Here is a 16,819-nt window from a genome sequence, read left to right on the forward strand (position 1 = left end):
GAAAGATGTCCGGCGCGATCTACATTGCTCCATATAAGGTCAGGGATCTATATCGGGCAGAGCGGCTCCATGCTTTCGCCCGATCCTGATTTTTTCGGCAAAGCTCTTGCAACACGGCAGGCATGTCAACCATATTGGGCGATATCGCGCAAATGTCGGAGTTTTGTCCCGCTCCCCGCCCGGAAGGAGATCGTCCTATCCATGTCCAGTGGCTTGCCCCTCCTGGCCATCGTCGCCCTTCCTTTCATCGGGAGCCTCGTTGCCACCTTTCTGCGCCAGGATGCGCGTAACGGCGCGGCCTTCCTGGCCGGTGCCGTTGCCCTCTGCGGGGCCGTCCTGACCGCCTTCCAGTATCCTGCGGTGGGCCGCGGCGGCGTCCTGCACGCCACCCTCTCGTGGATACCGGAGCTGGGACTCGACTTCAGCCTGAGGATGGACGGCTTCACCTGGCTGTTCTCGATGCTGGTGACCTGCATCGGGTTCCTGGTGGCGCTCTATGCCCGTTACTACATGTCCCCGGCAGATCCGGTGCCGCGCTTCTTCGCGTTCCTACTCGCCTTCATGGGCGCCATGCTGGGCATCGTGCTCTCAGGCAACCTGATCCAGCTCGTCTTCTTCTGGGAGCTGACGAGCCTTTTCTCCTTCCTGCTCATCGGCTACTGGCACAACAACGCCAGCGCCCGCGACGGCGCCCGCATGGCGCTCACGGTCACGGCCACGGGCGGTCTCTGCCTTCTCGTCGGCGTCCTTCTGCTCGGCCACATCGTGGGCAGCTACGATCTCGACAAGGTGCTTGCCTCCGGCGACCAGGTCCGCGCCAGCAGCCTCTATCTTCCGACCCTGATCCTGGTGCTGCTGGGAGCCCTGACCAAGAGCGCCCAGTTCCCGTTCCATTTCTGGCTGCCGCACGCCATGGCGGCGCCCACGCCCGTCTCGGCCTATCTCCACTCCGCCACGATGGTGAAGGCGGGCGTGTTCCTGCTCACCCTGCTCTGGCCGGTTCTGTCCGGCACGGAAGCCTGGTTCTACATCGTCGTGACGGCGGGCCTCAGCACCCTGCTGCTCGGCGCCTATGCGGCCATCTTCCAGCAGGACCTGAAAGGATTGCTGGCCTATTCCACGATCAGCCATCTCGGCCTGATCACGCTGCTCCTAGGTCTGGGCAGCCCTCTCGCGGCCGTCGCGGCGATCTTCCACACCATGAACCATGCGACCTTCAAGGCGTCGCTGTTCATGGCAGCGGGCATCATCGACCACGAGACCGGCACCCGCGATATCCGTCGCCTGAGCGGCCTGTTCAGGTTCATGCCGATCACCGCGACGCTCGCGATGGTCGCGGCCGCCGCCATGGCCGGCGTGCCGCTTCTCAACGGCTTCCTGTCGAAGGAGATGTTCTTCGCCGAGGCGGCGGAATCCCACGTGGATTCACTTCTCGACGATTCCCTGCCCTACTTCGCCATGCTGGCGAGCGCGTTCAGCGTGGCCTATTCCCTCCGCTTCATCCACGGCGTGTTTTTCGGCCCTCCGCCGACCGACCTGCCGCGCACGCCGCATGAGCCGCCGCACTGGATGCGCTTTCCTATCGAGCTGCTGGTCCTGGTATGCCTGCTCGTCGGCATCCTTCCGGCCATGACCATCAAGCCCTTCCTGGCGGCGGCGGTCTGGGCGGTCCTCGGGCCCGAGACGCCTTATTACAGTCTTGCCATCTGGCACGGCTTCAACGAGCCTCTGCTCATGAGCGTGATCGCCCTGGCCGGCGGCATCCTTCTGTACTGGCTGCTGCAGGGTTATCTCGCCAAGGGCATCGAGGGGCCGCCTCTGATACGACGCCTCAAGGGCCAGCGCATCTTCGAGCGGGTGCTCGTCGAGGTGTCGTGGCGCTGGGCGCGGTCGCTGGAGCGCCTGTTCGGCACGCAGCGCCTCCAGCCGCAGCTGCGCCTGCTCGTCGCCTTCGCGGTCGTTGCCGCCCTGTGGCCCCTCTACCGGCATGGGCTCGATGTCGGCGCGCGGCCGGACATGGCCTTCGATCCTGCCTTCCTCCTGCTCTGGATCGTCGGCGGCGCATGCGCCATCGGGGCGGCCCATCAGGCCAAGTTCCACCGCCTCGCGGCCATGGTGCTCCTGGGCGGGGCGGGCCTCGTCACCTGCATCACCTTCGTATGGTTCTCGGCCCCCGACCTCGCCATCACCCAGCTCCTCGTCGAGATCGTCACGACGGTGCTGATCCTTCTCGGCCTGCGCTGGCTACCGAAGCGCATCGAAACACCGGCGGACAATTTGCTGATGGGAATCCGCGCGAGGATGCGCCGCGCCCGCGACCTGATGCTGGCCGTCGCGGCCGGCGCGGGCATGTCGCTGATCGTTTACGCGATGCTCACGCGGCCGCTCCCCGACACCGTCTCGCGCTACTTCGTCGAGAATGCCTATGCTGAGGGCGGCGGGCGCAACATCGTCAACGTCATCCTGGTCGATTTCCGCGGCTTCGATACCTTCGGCGAGATCGTCGTGCTCGCGGTGGTGGCCGTCACCGTCTTCTCCCTGCTGCGCCGGTTCCGCCCCGCGCCGGAAAGCGTCGAGGCGCCGGAGCAGCAGCAGGTCCAGGACGCTTACGACAAGGCCAGCCCTGATCGGTCGGTCGGCGACACGCTTGCAGATTATCTGACGATCCCGTCGATCATCATGCAGTGGCTGTTTCCGGTCATCGGCATCGTGGCCATCTACCTCTTCCTGCGCGGCCACGACCTGCCCGGCGGTGGCTTCGCGGCCGGGGTCACGATGTCGATCGCGCTGATCCTGCAATACATGGCGGGAGGCACCCGCTGGATCGAGGCGCGGCTTCGTGTGCTTCCGATCCGGTGGATGGGCCTCGGCCTGCTCTGCGCGGTGTTCACGGGCCTCGGCGCCCTACTCTTCGGCTATCCGTTCCTGACCTCGTATTTCCAATATCTGGACCTGCCGGTCATCGGGAAGGTTCCCGCCGCCTCCGCGCTCCTGTTCGACCTCGGCGTCTTCGCGGTCGTGGTCGGCGCCACGGTGCTCATCCTGATCGCCCTCGCGCACCAGTCGCTCCGCGTCCCGCGCGCCGCCCGGCCGCCGCTCCCGTCCGCCACGCCCGACCTGACGAAGGAGAATGCATGATGGAACTCATCTTCGCCCTTGCGGTCGGCATTCTCACCGCCTCCGGCGTGTGGCTGCTGCTGCGCCCGCGCACGTTCCAGGTCATCATCGGCCTTTCCCTGGTCTCCTACGCGGTAAACCTCTTCATCTTCGGCATGGGCAGGCTTCGGGTCGGAGCCCCGCCCGTGCTGGAGAACGCCGAGGCCGTCGATCCGGCGCTCTATGCCGACCCTCTGCCGCAGGCGCTGGTCCTCACCGCCATCGTCATCAGCTTCGCGATGACGGCGCTGTTCCTCGTCGTCCTGATGGCCTCGCGAGGCCTCACGGGAACCGACCACGTGGATGGTCGGGAGGACGTGCGATGAAGGACATGATCGACCACCTGATCATCGTGCCCATCGTGCTGCCGCTCATATCCGGCGCGGTGATGCTTCTTCTTGAGGAGCGCCGCCGTTCCCTCAAGGGCGGGATCGGAATCGCCACGACGTTGATCCTGCTCATCGTTTCGATCCTCCTGCTGCAGCAGGCGGACGCGACGGCTCCGGGGTCGGGCGTGCGCACCTACCAGCTGGGGAACTGGCCGGCCCCCTTCGGCATCGTGCTGGTGCTCGACCGCCTCTCCGCCCTCATGCTCGTGCTGACGAGCGTGCTCGGCATCGCGTCGCTGTTGTATGCGCTCGCGCGCTGGCATCGCGCGGGACCGCGCTTCCATACGATCTTCCAGATCCAGCTCATGGGCCTCAATGGCGCCTTCCTGACCGGCGACCTCTTCAATCTCTTCGTGTTCTTCGAGGTCTTGCTCGCGGCGTCTTACGGCCTCGTCCTGCATGGGGACGGGAAGGCGCGCGTCCGGGCAGGGCTGGCCTATATCGCGATCAACCTCACGGCATCCCTGCTCTTCCTGATCGGGGCCAGCCTGGCCTATGGCGTCACCGGCACCCTCAACATGGCGGATCTCGCACGTCGCATTCCGGGCCTTGCACCGGGCGACGCGGCGCTTCTCGCTGCCGCCGCGGCGGTTCTCGGCACCGCGTTCCTGATGAAGGCTGGCACCTGGCCGCTCAACTTCTGGCTCCCGACCACCTATGCCGCCGCCTCCGCGCCGGCCGCCGCCATGTTCGCCATCATGAGCAAGCTCGGGGTCTACGTCATCCTGCGCCTGTGGAGCCTGGTCTTCGGCCCGGAGGCAGGCTCCCTTGCCGGATTCGGCGGCGAGTGGCTGCTCATCGGCGGCATGCTGACCATCGTGTTCGGCATGGTCGGCGTGCTGGCCTCCCAATCCCTGTCGCGTCTCGCGGGATGCAGCGTCCTGGTCTCGTCCGGAACCCTGGTCGCCGCCATCGGCATCGGGAACGGCTCCATCATCGGCTCGGCGCTATTCTATCTCGTCAGCTCCACCCTGGGCATCGCGGCTCTCTTCCTGCTCATCGAGCTGGTCGAGCGCCTGCGCGATCCCGGTGCCGACGTGCTGGCCGTCACGATGGAGGTCTACGGCGACAGCGATGACGAACTCGAAGAGGAGATCGGCGTAGCCATTCCGGCGACCATCGCGCTGATGGGCGGCAGCTTCATCGCCTGCGCGCTGCTTCTGGCCGGCCTGCCGCCGCTGTCCGGCTTCGTCGCCAAGTTCGGCATGATGGCCGCCATGCTGAAGACGAACGGTGCCGCGGTCCCGGCCTCGGCCTGGGTGCTGATCGCCCTCCTGACGGTGTCGGGCCTGGCGACGCTGATCGCCATGACCCGGAGCGGCATCACGTCCTTCTGGGCCCGCATGAGCGACAGCGTCCCCCGGGTGCGGATCATCGAGATGACTCCGGTGATCGCCCTCCTGCTGCTCGCCTTCGGCCTCACCATCGGCGGCGGCCCGGCCATGCGCTACATGGAGGCGACCGCCCAGGCCCTGCAGGCGCCACAGGGCTACGTGTCGGGCGTGCTCTCGGCACCGCAAGCCGGTGAAGGCGCAAAGGGGCCTCGCCCATGAGCTGGTTCCTGCCCTATCCCCTCCTCTCAGTCGCCCTGCTCTCCCTGTGGCTCCTGCTGAACCAGAGCGTTTCCGCCGGCCAACTCGTCCTCGGCAGCGTTCTGGCGGTTCTGGCCTCCTGGGTCATGGCGGCACTGCGGCCCGAGAAGCCGCGCATCCGCCGTCCCGGAGCGGCCCTGCGGCTTGCGGGAATGGTGTTCGTCGACATCCTGCGCTCGAACCTCGCCGTCGGGCGGATCATCGTGCGCTCGCGCGAGCCCGGGGTGAATGCCGGCTTCCTGACGATCCCGCTCGACATGCGCAGCCGACACGGGCTCACGGTGCTGTCCATCATCATCACGTCGACTCCCGGGACGATCTGGGTGAACTACGACAGTGCCAAGGGCACCCTGCTGATGCACGTGCTGGACCTGGTAGACGAGACCGCGTGGCTCCGGCTCATCAAGGATCGCTACGAGCGGCTGCTGATGGAGATCTTCGAATGATGAGCACCTTCATTCTCGGTTGGGCCGTCACGGGCGCCCAGGTCCTGCTCGGTCTCGCCCTGTGCTGCGCCACCTACCGCCTCGTCGTCGGTCCGCGCGCCCAGGACAGGATCCTCGGCCTGGATACGCTGTACGTGAATGCCATGCTGCTGCTGGTCACCTTCGGCATCCGCGCCGGCAGCACCCTGTATTTCGAGGCGGCGCTGATCATCGGGCTCCTGGGTTTCGTCGCGACCGTGGCGCTCGCCAAGTTCCTCATGCGCGGAGAGGTGATCGAATGACGATGGCCGAAGGACTTCCCGCCTGGGCGGCCCTGCTGACGGCCATCCTCGTCCTGATCGGCGCGGCGGTGACCCTGATCGGGTCGATCGGGCTTCTGCGGCTCGGCACCTTTTATGCCCGGGTCCATGCCCCCACGCTCGGCACGACATTCGGGATGGGCTGCATCCTGGCCGCATCGGCCCTCTTCTTCAGCGTGCTCGAAGGAAAGCCGGTCATTCACGAGGTCCTGATCGCCGTGTTCGTCACGCTCACCACGCCGGTGACCCTCATGCTGCTCGCCAGGGCGTCCCTCTATCGCGACCGGACGGAGGGGTGCAGGGACGTTCCGACAGCCGATGAAGTGGAGGATCTGATCCCTCCGAAGGGCTGAGTCAGGTTATCGGGCTCCGAAGCCGCACCCCGGGACCTGCCTCGTCCGACGGGATCAGCATGACCCCGCCGCGCTCCAGGGCCGCCACGACCTGGGCCGCCGTCGCGGAGTGGAGATGGTGACGGCCGTTCTCGAAATCGCGAATGGTGCTGCGCGAGACGTCGGCCCGCGCGGCGAGTTCCTCCTGGGTCCAGTCCAGGAGTCCACGGGCGGCCCGGCACTGTTCTGCGAGTAGTAGCGGCATTCCGGTTGCTCTCAACCGGGCGACCATAGTCACCCATTATGGTTGAACCTAGAGCACCGGCCCCAAAAGGGAATCCATTTTAGTCCGATGCTTACGCAACCGCCCGCGCCGCGCCCTGCTCCTCCCGCATCCTCGGCTGGGACTTCTGTGTCTCCGTGATGAAGGCCGCGAGGGCTTCGCGTGGCATGGGCTTGGCGATCAGGTAGCCCTGGGCCTGGGAGGCGCCCGCCAGGCGCAGCGCATTGAGCTGCTCCTCCGTCTCGACGCCTTCGGCCGTCGTGCTCATCCGCAGGTCCTTCGCAAGGCCGATGGTCGCCTTGACGATCGCGCGGCTGTCGGACGAGTCGAGCATGCTGCGCACGAAGGACTGGTCGATCTTGATCTTGTCGAAGGGAAAGCTCCTGAGATAGCTCATCGAGGCATAGCCGGTGCCGAAATCGTCGAGGGCGATCGAGACGCCGAGAGCCTTGAGCCGCTTCAGGGTCGCGGTGGCTTCCTCGGTGAGCTTGACGGATTCCGTGATTTCCAGGACGAGGCGCTGGGCCGGCATGCCGGAGATCTCCAGGGCCCTCTTGACGCTGGCGAACACGTCCCTGTTCCTGAATTGCACCGGCGAGAGATTGACCGCGACCTTGAGCGGCTGCTCCCAGGACATGGCGGTCAGGCAGGCCTCCTCCAGGATCCAGTCGCCGATGGGGCCGATGAGGCCCGATTCCTCGGCGGCCGGAACGAATTGCAGCGGCGAGATCATCCCCTTCGACGGGTGCTTCCAGCGCACCAGGGCCTCGCAGCCCCACATCCGGTTCGTCGCGAGGTCCAGGATCGGCTGGTAGAACAGCTCGAACTCCCGGTTGTCGTGGGCCGTCTTCAGGGCACCCTCGAGCGCGCGACGCTCCGCGCGCGTGTCCCTGATGCCCGCGTCGTAGAGCCTGTAGCTGCTGCTGGAATCGGACTTGGCCGCATAAAGCGCGATGTCGGCGGCCTTCATCAGGTCGGTCGAGGTCTTGCCATCGGTGGACGCGATGGCGGTGCCGATGGACAGGCCGATTTCGATCTCCGTGTTGCCGGCCGTGCATGGGACCTGCATGGCGGCCTGAATCGTCGCGATGAGACCCAGGACCTGCTGCCGGTTCCGGATCGGCCGCTGGATGATCGCGAATTCGTCGCCGCCGATGCGGGCGATGAAATCGGTCTTGCGGAGCCGTTCGCGCAGGCGCCGCGCCACGGTCTGGACGATCTCGTCACCGACGCCATGCCCATGGTTGTCGTTGATGTCCTTGAACCGGTTGAGATCGATGAGGTGCAGGGCGAAATCGGTGTTGGACCGCTGGGCGGCGAGGAATGTCCGCTTCAGGTTCTCGACGAAGAGCAGCCTGTTGGGAAGCTTGGTCAGAACATCGTGACGCGACAGGTAGCTCTCGCTGGCGGCTCTCAGGATGCCGGTTCTCACATGCCGAAGGCCGAGCAGGCTCGCCGCCTCGATCCCGATATCCATCATGTAGGCGAAGAACCCGATCAGGCGGCTCTCGAGCCGCCGTCCCGCCATGAGCTCCGCCACGGTCCGGCTGACCGCGATGCCGCCCGGGTAATGGGCGAGCGGATGAAGCGCGACCACCCGTTCCTTGCGGTCGATCCAGCTGACATCGCGGATGATGGTGGGGATGCTCTTGGCGATCAGGCGCTGCAGGGGCGTGTTGGGGCGCCAGATGCGGCGTCCGAGCGCTCTTTCGGAAATCGGGCAATGGGTGAGGATGACGCCGTCGCGCCGGTAGAGCGTGATCGCCAGCGAGAGGGTTCTCAGATGATCCTTGAAGATCCTCTCGAAATGATCGAGATCGATGGTGGACACGACGAGGCCGAGAAACTGCCCCTCGGCGTCCTCGATCTTGCGGGCGAGCGACAGAACCTTCTTGCCCGTGGCGCGGATTCGCATCGGCTCGCCCAGATACAGGGTGAGCGACGGGTCTGTCGCGAGAGCCCGGTAATAGGACGTGTCCCTGACATAGATCGGGTCGGACATCGGACGCGGCGTCGAGGAGCCGACGACCCGCCCCCGGGCATTGACGAAATCGATGCGGACGATCTGGGACAGGGAGTGGCACGCGCCGACCAGAACCGCCTTCGTCGCCTGCGAGGCGGCGAAGCCGTCGAATTCATGCACCTGGAGGCAGTTCTGCGGGATCCGGCTCACCACGTCGCGCAGGACGCCTTCGATCGATTGAAAGACGCCGTCCGTCCGTTCCTGAAGCGAGAGGGCGAGGTTCGCCAGATCGCCCTCGGCTCGCGCGAGATCGTCGTCGTACCCGCGCGCGAAGAGAAACGCGACGCCGATGATCCCTGCCGCCGCAGTCAGGATGATGAGGGTGATGATCACGTAATCGGGCAACAGGGTTTCGATCCGAGCTCTCGGGCGACGATCTCCGCCAGCTTTCGCCGGAACTCGTCGTTAATCCGTTAATGTCGGCAGGAATTGTGTCCGGCCACACCAAAAAAGGCCGAGCTTCGTCGTGCGTATTTGCGGCCCCTGCCTGGTCGGTGGTGGCGGCGAGTGCGGCGTGATACATTGACGGGAGTGCAGAGTAAGGCGACCGCGCCCGGACGGGCCTATTCGGGTCCGACGCACGAGCGCATCGCGCGGACCCGCAGGGAATCGACCCGATGACCAAGACCGTCACGTCCCTCTTTCACAGCGAGCATCATGCAAACGACGCTGCAAGCCGCCTGAAGCACGCCGGCATTCCGGCGAGCGCCATCGACATCTGGACGACCCCGCACAACCTGGCTCCTCTCCTGGAAGATCTCGGCGTGCCGCGGACCGATGCCCATGCCTATGCGGAGGGGGTGATCCGCGGCGGCACCGTCGTCATCGTCAAATGCGACCCGTCGGATGTCGGAACCGTCGTCGACATTCTGGATCGGGAAGGCGTTCTCGACCTCGACGAGCAGCGGGCCGCCTGGAATTCCGAGGGTTGGGAGGGCGCCGCCGCCGCGGAACAGGCCGGCGAGGTCAGGGGAGCGCCCGAAGCAGCTCGGGAGATGGTGGATAAGGACCGACCCGAGGTGGTCGTCCACGGACGGATCCGCGTTCAATCCTTCCGCGTGGAGCGCCGCGAACCATAAGCGTCGCGGACATTCGCTCACTGCGCCTCCTTCGGAAGCAACGCATCGAACTGCTCGGCGGTCAGGTAGCCCGTGACGGCGGCATTGCGGCTCTTCTGATAGCCCATGATCGCCTCCCGGGTCAGAGGCCCCATGATGGCGTCGATCGGTCCCGTATAGAGACCCAGGTCATGGAGGCGCTGCTGAATCAGGCGGCGCTGCTTCTGCCCAAGCTGCGCATCGTCGACAGGCGTCGGCACGGATGCATGCCGCAATTCTTCCGCCTGGGCGGCCGCGATCTGAGCCTGGGCCTCGACCCGCCGGGCTTCCTGCTTCGCCCGTTCCGCGTCGGCCTGGGCCTTCTCCACGTCGGCCTGAGCCTTCTTGGCATCCGCCTGCGCTTTCAGAACCTCGGCTTGTGCCCGCTCGGCGCGAAGCTGCTCATCGCGGGCGCGCGCCTCGGCCTCCACGCGTGCTCTTCGTTCCGCTTCCAGCTTCCCATCGGGCTCCTCGCTTTTCTGAACGGGCGGCGCCGGCTGCGGAGCAACGGCCGCAACCGGCCGCTCGATGGCCGACGGAGCCGGAGCAGGCTTCGTCAGGCTGACATCGTCCACGCGCCCGAACACGGCTCCCATGCCTCCGTTCGATGCAACCTTGATCAGCTCATTGAGCGACGGGCCCGGCTGTTGAAGGAGCTTCGCCACGGCCTCCGCCGCCTGCTCTCCCGCAGCGTCGATGCGGGAGACCGGAATACGCGCCGAACTGGAGAAAACCGTAACGGCATTCTTGGGAACATCGCTGGTGAATTGCGGCCTGGCATCGAGACCTTCGATGGGGTTCTCGAAACTCGGCGACGTCATGAAGAAGAACACGCCGCCAGTCTGCGCCCGTCCCGCGATCTGCGCGATGTTCGTCGTCGAGAGCGCACGTGACAGCAGGTCGGCAGCCCGGCCGATTTCCGTGTTGGTCGTCAGGAAGAAGGTCTGCCCGCTCCATGACACGCCATGCCCGATGAGCACGACGAATGCCAGCTCGGCGCCCTCCGCCTTCGCGGCGAAATCCCGGAGATTGGCCCGGGCGGTCGCGTTGCTCGGGTTGGGACTGACGATCACATCGAAGCCGTGCGCCTGAAGGGCTTGAGCAATTTCGTTGCCCCGCTTCGTGCCGATACTGGACTTCGCAAGCTTCTGATAATCTTCCGCCACTAGGACTAAAGCGGCTCGTCCGGCGGCTTGCGCGGAGATCGCGCTCGTCAGCAGCAATGAAATCGCAAAGGTGATACTCCCGAAAAGGAGTATCGCGCATGTCCTCCCAAGCTCTCCCCATGTGCTCTTGCGCACAGAGAATCTCCTAGACAAGCTGCCTGCTTGACCGAAATGCATGGCACGTCTCCAAGACTTGCACTATCATGAAATTCGGAAGTTGTGACGCGCACTAAACTCACCAGCCGTTGGAGATCTCCCGTGGGACTACGGCTAAAATTCAACATCATTCTCGCCGTTTGCTATCTGCTCGGGCTCGGCCTGTCGATTTATCCATTTTATCAAATCTCCCGGCGAGAAGCCATGGAGCAGCTACAGTCGCAGATCGACGTTCTGCGGGCTCAGGCGCTGTCCATTCGTCGCTATACCTCGGAAGAGATACAGCCGCTGCTGGCGGAGCATTCGAGCGTTCAGTTCCTGCCGCAGACGGTCCCGTCGTTTTCCGCCCAGACGGCGTTTCGCAACTTCCGGGGATTCTATCCGCAGTTCTTCTACAAGGAAGCCGCGCTCAACCCGACCAATCCGGCCGATCTTGCGCGCGACTGGGAACGTGAACTGATCGAGAAGCTGCGCGCCAATCCCGACCTGACCAAGGATGTCAGTTTCCAGACGATCGACAACCGCTCGAACTACACGGTGACCTACCCGCTCGTGATCAAGGACGAGTCCTGCCTGACCTGTCACTCCACCCCTGACAGGGCACCCACATCGATGGTCGCTCTTTACGGCAGCAAGAACGGCTTCGGCTGGAAGCTCAACGAAACCATCGGGGCCCAGATCATCTCCGTGCCCATGGACATCGCGGAAGGATCGATCTGGCGGAATCTCGGGTTGTTCGTCGGCACGTCCAGCATCATCTTCCTGGTCCTGATGGCGCTGCTCAACATCCTTCTGAACCGGTACGTGATCAGCCCGGTGACCCGGATGGCGAAGACCGCGGAAGCCGTCAGCATGGGTGACGCTTCGATCGCCGAGTTCGAATATCCCGGGTCCGACGAGATCGCGTCCCTGTCCCGTTCCTTCAACCGCATGCGCAGGAGCCTCGATAGCGCTTTGAAGATGCTCGAAAAATGATCGACACCATTGATCCCTGGCCTACCAGAACCAGATGATCGCTCGTCAGAGGATGTTCTCCGATGGCCGCAGACAAGGATCTGAGGACAGGCAGCAGCCAAGGTGGAACCGGCGGCGCCATGCCCGCTAGAGTGGGCAAGTATCGTGTCGATCACGTCATCGGTCGCGGTGCGATCGGCGTCGTCTACAAAGGCTACGATGAGCAGATCGACAGGCCGCTGGCGATCAAGACGCTTCGTCCGGAAATCCTCGAGAACCTGACGGAGAACGACGAGCTTCTCCGTCGCTTTGCCAGCGAGGCGCGCTCGGCGGCGCGGTGCCTTCACCCGAATATCGTCACGGTGTTCGATTTCGTCGAGCAGGACGGTGCGCCCTACATCATCATGGAATATGTCAACGCGGGAACCCTGGAGAACGTGATCCGCCGGGGTACGCTGCTGCCGATCCGACAGGTCGGCGAAATCATGGCGCAGCTTCTGTTTGCCCTGGGCTATGCCCATTCCAAGGGCGTTATCCATCGCGACGTCAAGCCCGCGAATATCCTTTGCCCGTCAGCGGCCTCGATCAAGGTCTCGGATTTCGGCGTGGCCCATGTGGAAGCGCTCGACCTCACGAGGCCCGGCGGCATCCCCATCGGCACGCCGAACTACATGGCTCCGGAGAGATTCCTCGGGCGTCCGGCCGATGCCCGCTCCGACCTTTTCTCGGCCGGGGTCATCCTCTTCCAGATGCTGACCGGCGCGAAGCCGTTCATCGCCGCCGATCTGCCGGAGCTGATGCGCAAGCTCATGAACGATCCGCCTCCGTCGATCGTCTCCTACCGGCCCGAGCTTTGGCCGGAGATCGATGCGGTCGTGCAGCGGGCGCTGGCGCGCAACCCGGAGGACCGCTTCCAGACCGCGGACGAGTTCGTCGTCGCGCTCAATACATCCATCGAGATGCGCCCCAGCGCCGATCTTCCGCCCCTCGACCTGACCGAGCTCTCCCACATGCCCGGCAAGGAGCAGGCGGCGCCGGTCAAGGAGCAGCTCAACCAGACCATGGCGGAAGTGCTCACGCCGGGCGCCATCGATGCGCTCGGACGGTCTCTCGCGCATTCGCTCGGCCCGATCGGACACCTTCTGGTGAAGCAGGCCTCTCATGAGACCATGGACGTGGATACGTTCCTCGAATGGCTCGTCGGGAAGATCACCACCGAGGCGGAAGCGGCGACCTTCCGCAAGACCGCCCAGCAGGTGCTGCGCGACGACAAGGGCTTCAAGATCGCCCAGATGGAAGCCGTCATCTCCCAGACGGAAATCCGCGCCGTCACCGAGGTTCTGCTGCCCCTGATCGGCCCGGTCGCACCGACGCTCGTCGCCCGCCAAGCGGAGAAGTCGGTCGGGCGCGACGATTTCTATCGGCGGCTTTCGGACTTCATTCCCAGCGAGCGGGATCGCGCGAGCTTTCTCAAGATCCGTGGTAAACTCAGCGAGACCAAACAGTGACGTGTAGGCACGCGATGAAGGAATGATGGATAATCCGGCACCCGATGCTCCGCAGCCTGCAGGCAAGCGTGTCCGACGCCTTCGAGCGGTCTTCGCAGCCGACATGGCGAATTTCGGCGGCTTGGTCTCGGTCGACGAGACCAATACGCTCGACGCCTTGTGGGCAACGCGGCGCATCGCCCGGGAAGAGCTCGCGGCCCATGGCGGGTGGCTCTTCGGAATGCCCGGGGACGGGATTTTCGCGCTCTTCGAGAGCGCCGTCGATGCGGTCCGCTGCGCCCTCGACACCCAGGCGCGCCTCGCGGTGATGACGAAGTTCGACGCGGTCCGCATGCGGATCGGCATCCATCTTGGTGACGTCCTGTTCCATGACGATCTTCCTTTCGGAGAGACGCTCGTCATCGCGGCCCGTCTGGAGAGCCTTGCCGATCCCGGCGGGATCCTCGTCTCGGCCGCCGTCATGGAAGCCGTGGCGCCCCGCATCTCCGCGACGTTCGGCGAGCGCGGCGTGTTCGATCTCAAGCACAGCCCGCGCCGGATCACCACGTTCAGCGTGACGACGTCGCCAACGGACACCGACATGAACGCGACCATAAGCCGGATCGAGCCGCTCGACCGGACCGTGCTGTCGCTGGCCTCCGCAAGAGCGGAAGACTGGAGCGTCCCGGCGCCGCCGCCCCTGCCCGCTCCGGAGGCTCGTACGGTCTCGCTGCCGAAGGCTGCGCCTCTGGTCGTTCCCTCCCGCCCTTTGGAGACGCCTTCAGCACCCGCCGAGGCCGTTGCCCGGGAGGCGACGCGTCCCTCGGCTGCGATGGAACCTTCCGCCTTCGAGGCTTGCCTTCCCGAGATTGCCCGCACCCTGACGACCTATCTCGGCCCTGTCGCCGGATTGCTCGTCAAGCGGCACGCCGCGAACGTGGCGGATCTGACCGCGCTCGTCGAAGCCCTGGCGCGGGAAATCCCGGCGCGGGACGAACGCCTGCAATTCCTGAGCCGCGCGCAACAGCTCGTAGCACGCCGGCACCATTGACGAATCGAGCATCTCTCCACGCAAAACCGGCTTCCGCTTATGCGTTCGATGCTTCACTCGCCGAACTCGGCGATATCGTCGATCCGTTCGAGATCGTGAACGATCAGACCGCCTCGGTCCTGTGTCAGGATTCGCTCCTCGGCCCAGCGGTTGAGAAGCTTGTTCAAGCCCTCCCGCGACATCGCCGTCCACTGGGCCATTTCGCTCTGCGTCAGCTTGAGAGCGATCTCGATCCCCTTCGGCGTGGCCTTGCCGTGATCCCGGGCAAGATGGCCGATGATCCGCGCGAGCCGCTGAGGCGCCTGGCGCAAGGTCGCGTCTTCCATGCGGGCGCTGGTCCACCTGAGCCGACGGCACAGAAGGTCGATCACGTTGCGCACCAGCTGCGGGTCGCGGTCCAGCGCCTCATAGAAGGTCCGCCGGGCGATGCTGGTCAGGCGGGTCCGGAGCATGGCGGACGCGCCGGCGGTCCTCACGTCCCCATCGAGCATGCCGATCTCTCCGAAAACGGCCCCGTTCGTGAGAACGTTCAGCGTCACTTCGGCGCCTGCCGCCGACACGGCCCAGATCCGGACACGCCCGTCGGCGATCACGTAGAGCGCATCGGACACATCCCCGACATTGAACAGAAGCTCGCCTTTGTCCAGGTTTCGCGTCTGAGCCTTGCGGGCGATCTGCTCGACGGTCGTCGGATCGATGGCCTTGAAGATATCGAGCGACTCGAGCTTCACGGGCTTGTCCGCGCCGGGCGCTGCATTCGATGATTGAGCCTCCGCCATGGTCAATTTCCCACAACAATGAAGCAAGGTCTTCCAGCATATCGTCCGGCAGGCGGACTGTGAAGCAGATCACTGTCCACCTCCGGACAAGGGTGTAAACCCGGTGCACCGGGCCCGATGTCTGCCAAAGGATCAGCATGATCGACCGATCGGGCCGTGATCGAGGAGAGCCCGATGCACGACCAGCAATGGCATGACGATTGGAACAGACCCGGCCATCAGGACGATGCCCCCTTCGAACGGATGCGCGGTGGTCGAAGCGATATCCATGACGACGGTGACAGGGGCGGCCCGCCGAACGACCATTTCCGAACCGACTATGGCAGTCCTGCGCCGTCTCACAGCGGCAGCCCCGTCGCATCCACACAACCCCATGCGTCCGCGCAGCCGCATGCCCAGGAGAAGGCGCACGACCCCGTGCAAGCGCATGACCCCCCTCAACCGCAAGACACACCTCAACCACAAGATACCGCTCAACCGCATGACGGGGGAGGCCTTGGCTGGGATGCGGCGGCCTGGGACGATGCCGGAGGCTTCGACGCGGTGCTGTCCGGCGGCTTCGACCATGGGGGAGCCATGCCGCCGATTTTCGTCTTCGCCATCGACCATCTCGAAGTGAACTTCAATACCTTGATTCAGACCACACAGATCGAGAACACGGCCGTCTTCCTGAACGCCGCCGACGGCGGCTCGATCGATGTGGGAGGCGACGTGAACGCGATCGGCCTGCAATCCGCATCGACAGACCAATTCACCGTCATCCCGCACGACCCGGTTCTCGGCTGAATCGCGCAGGACCGCGACGACCGATATCCTCGTTCATCTGAAGGGCCCCGACAGGGGCCCTTTCTCTTTTCCGAGCACGAAGGCGATCGCACCGGCAGATCAAAAAAATTTCGCCCAAGCGCAAAAAAATTCGCGGGTGTGAAGCGGTTCACAGCTGGATCGGGCCAAGTGGTTCAAAGTCTAATCATCGCCAACGGAGATCAGATCTCAGGCGGTATTGAACGCAACACTGAGCAAAGATAGGATAGCCCATGTCTCTCAACGTGAATGCCAGCCCGATCACCCAGGTTGCCACCACTGTTGCCGAAGGCGGCGCCGGGATCGCCGGTCACGGCGGCGATGCGACCGCGGTGACGAACCAGAGCGCCGAGAGCGTCAACTACCAGTCCATGGACTCCTCGGATTACTTCGGCTTCGGAAGCCCCGACCTCAACGTCAATGCCAGCCCGATCTCGCAGGCTGCTCTCACCGATGCGCAGGGCGGTCACGGATTGTTCGGTTCCGGCGGCGATGCCTTCGCGATGACGAACCAGGACGCCCATCTGCTCAACGACCAGTCCTCGTACGACCACTCGTTCCCGATCTACTACTAACCGCCCTATCCCCGAGAGCGCCATCGGCCGAAAGCCGGTGGCGCTCATTTTTTTGCGCGACTTCGCCCCTCCCAGCATCGCGATTGTCCATCTGCAGGCGTGGCCGCAATCCCATTGAGAGATTGTGAAGCATCTCACAGCGCCCGGAGCGCGGATCACCCATGATCAGCCCATAGACAGACAGGCCGTCGCCTCGGACGCCGCAGGGCTTCACCGCGCGAAGGCGGCAC

16 protein-coding genes are annotated in these 16,819 nt (G+C 64.7%); 12 read left to right on the forward strand and 4 right to left on the reverse strand.

Annotation, left to right across the window (positions count from 1 at the left end):
- Positions 1–201 precede the first annotated feature (201 nt).
- Genes AB4097_RS04845 through mnhG form a run of 6 tightly spaced genes read left to right on the forward strand, consistent with a single transcriptional unit; the run spans position 202 to position 6,235 of the window.
- Positions 202–3,138 carry a monovalent cation/H+ antiporter subunit A gene (locus AB4097_RS04845; RefSeq protein WP_442037471.1) on the forward strand — a complete coding sequence of 979 codons (2,937 nt, stop codon included), beginning with the start codon at positions 202–204 and terminating at the stop codon, positions 3,136–3,138.
- A complete protein-coding gene (locus AB4097_RS04850) occupies positions 3,138–3,482 on the forward strand; it encodes a Na+/H+ antiporter subunit C (protein WP_442037472.1) in 345 nt (114 codons plus the stop codon). Before AB4097_RS04845 ends, AB4097_RS04850 begins: the two co-directional genes overlap by 1 nt.
- Positions 3,479–5,098, forward strand: coding sequence for a monovalent cation/H+ antiporter subunit D (locus tag AB4097_RS04855; protein WP_442037473.1), 1,620 nt, complete (start codon positions 3,479–3,481; stop codon positions 5,096–5,098). The genes AB4097_RS04850 and AB4097_RS04855 overlap by 4 nt, the downstream gene beginning before the upstream one ends.
- Positions 5,095–5,583, forward strand: coding sequence for a Na+/H+ antiporter subunit E (locus tag AB4097_RS04860; protein ID WP_442037474.1), 489 nt, complete (start codon positions 5,095–5,097; stop codon positions 5,581–5,583). Before AB4097_RS04855 ends, AB4097_RS04860 begins: the two co-directional genes overlap by 4 nt.
- Positions 5,583–5,864 (forward strand): K+/H+ antiporter subunit F, encoded by a 282-nt coding sequence (locus tag AB4097_RS04865; protein WP_442037475.1) that lies wholly within the window; start codon positions 5,583–5,585, stop codon positions 5,862–5,864. Before AB4097_RS04860 ends, AB4097_RS04865 begins: the two co-directional genes overlap by 1 nt.
- Positions 5,861–6,235: a monovalent cation/H(+) antiporter subunit G gene (gene mnhG, locus AB4097_RS04870; RefSeq protein ID WP_442037476.1), complete on the forward strand. Its 375-nt coding sequence runs from the start codon at positions 5,861–5,863 to the stop codon at positions 6,233–6,235. Before AB4097_RS04865 ends, mnhG begins: the two co-directional genes overlap by 4 nt.
- 1 nt (position 6,236) lies before the next feature.
- On the opposite strand, the gene AB4097_RS04875 is transcribed toward mnhG, so the two are convergent.
- Both AB4097_RS04875 and AB4097_RS04880 read right to left on the reverse strand, forming a co-directional pair.
- Positions 6,237–6,479, reverse strand: coding sequence for a helix-turn-helix transcriptional regulator (locus tag AB4097_RS04875; RefSeq protein WP_442037477.1), 243 nt, complete (start codon positions 6,477–6,479; stop codon positions 6,237–6,239).
- Between the two features lie 91 nt (positions 6,480–6,570).
- Complete coding sequence (locus AB4097_RS04880; RefSeq protein ID WP_442037478.1) at positions 6,571–8,865, reverse strand: putative bifunctional diguanylate cyclase/phosphodiesterase; 2,295 nt, start codon at positions 8,863–8,865, stop codon at positions 6,571–6,573.
- A 272-nt stretch (positions 8,866–9,137) separates the two neighbouring features.
- On the opposite strand from AB4097_RS04880, the gene AB4097_RS04885 reads away from it, so the two are divergent.
- Positions 9,138–9,599 (forward strand): hypothetical protein, encoded by a 462-nt coding sequence (locus AB4097_RS04885; protein WP_442037479.1) that lies wholly within the window; start codon positions 9,138–9,140, stop codon positions 9,597–9,599.
- 17 nt (positions 9,600–9,616) lie between these two features.
- Here AB4097_RS04885 and AB4097_RS04890 read toward each other — a convergent pair whose 3' ends face one another.
- Positions 9,617–10,960 carry a peptidoglycan-binding protein gene (locus AB4097_RS04890; RefSeq protein WP_442037480.1) on the reverse strand — a complete coding sequence of 448 codons (1,344 nt, stop codon included), beginning with the start codon at positions 10,958–10,960 and terminating at the stop codon, positions 9,617–9,619.
- A gap of 183 nt (positions 10,961–11,143) precedes the next feature.
- Between AB4097_RS04890 and AB4097_RS04895 the strand changes: the two genes are divergently transcribed.
- The 3 genes from AB4097_RS04895 to AB4097_RS04905 all read left to right on the forward strand — a co-directional run bounded on the left by AB4097_RS04895 (position 11,144) and on the right by AB4097_RS04905 (position 14,431).
- Positions 11,144–11,914, forward strand: a complete 771-nt coding sequence (locus AB4097_RS04895; protein WP_442037481.1) for a c-type heme family protein — start codon at positions 11,144–11,146, stop codon at positions 11,912–11,914.
- A gap of 62 nt (positions 11,915–11,976) precedes the next feature.
- Positions 11,977–13,401, forward strand: a complete 1,425-nt coding sequence (locus AB4097_RS04900; RefSeq protein WP_442037482.1) for a serine/threonine-protein kinase — start codon at positions 11,977–11,979, stop codon at positions 13,399–13,401.
- Positions 13,402–13,426: 25 nt separating this feature from the next.
- Complete coding sequence (locus tag AB4097_RS04905) at positions 13,427–14,431, forward strand: adenylate/guanylate cyclase domain-containing protein (RefSeq protein ID WP_442037483.1); 1,005 nt, start codon at positions 13,427–13,429, stop codon at positions 14,429–14,431.
- A 53-nt stretch (positions 14,432–14,484) separates the two neighbouring features.
- Here the strand turns inward: AB4097_RS04905 and AB4097_RS04910 are convergent, their stop codons facing one another.
- Positions 14,485–15,210, reverse strand: coding sequence for a Crp/Fnr family transcriptional regulator (locus tag AB4097_RS04910; RefSeq protein WP_442037484.1), 726 nt, complete (start codon positions 15,208–15,210; stop codon positions 14,485–14,487).
- Between the two features lie 174 nt (positions 15,211–15,384).
- Here AB4097_RS04910 and AB4097_RS04915 point away from each other — a divergent pair, with 174 nt between their 5' ends.
- A complete protein-coding gene (locus tag AB4097_RS04915; RefSeq protein ID WP_442037485.1) occupies positions 15,385–15,996 on the forward strand; it encodes a hypothetical protein in 612 nt (203 codons plus the stop codon).
- Positions 15,997–16,247: 251 nt separating this feature from the next.
- Positions 16,248–16,589 (forward strand): hypothetical protein, encoded by a 342-nt coding sequence (locus AB4097_RS04920; RefSeq protein WP_442037486.1) that lies wholly within the window; start codon positions 16,248–16,250, stop codon positions 16,587–16,589.
- Positions 16,590–16,819: the final 230 nt, after the last annotated feature.

This window comes from Microvirga sp. 2MCAF35 (genome assembly GCF_052115545.1).
Classification (GTDB): domain Bacteria; phylum Pseudomonadota; class Alphaproteobacteria; order Rhizobiales; family Beijerinckiaceae; genus Microvirga.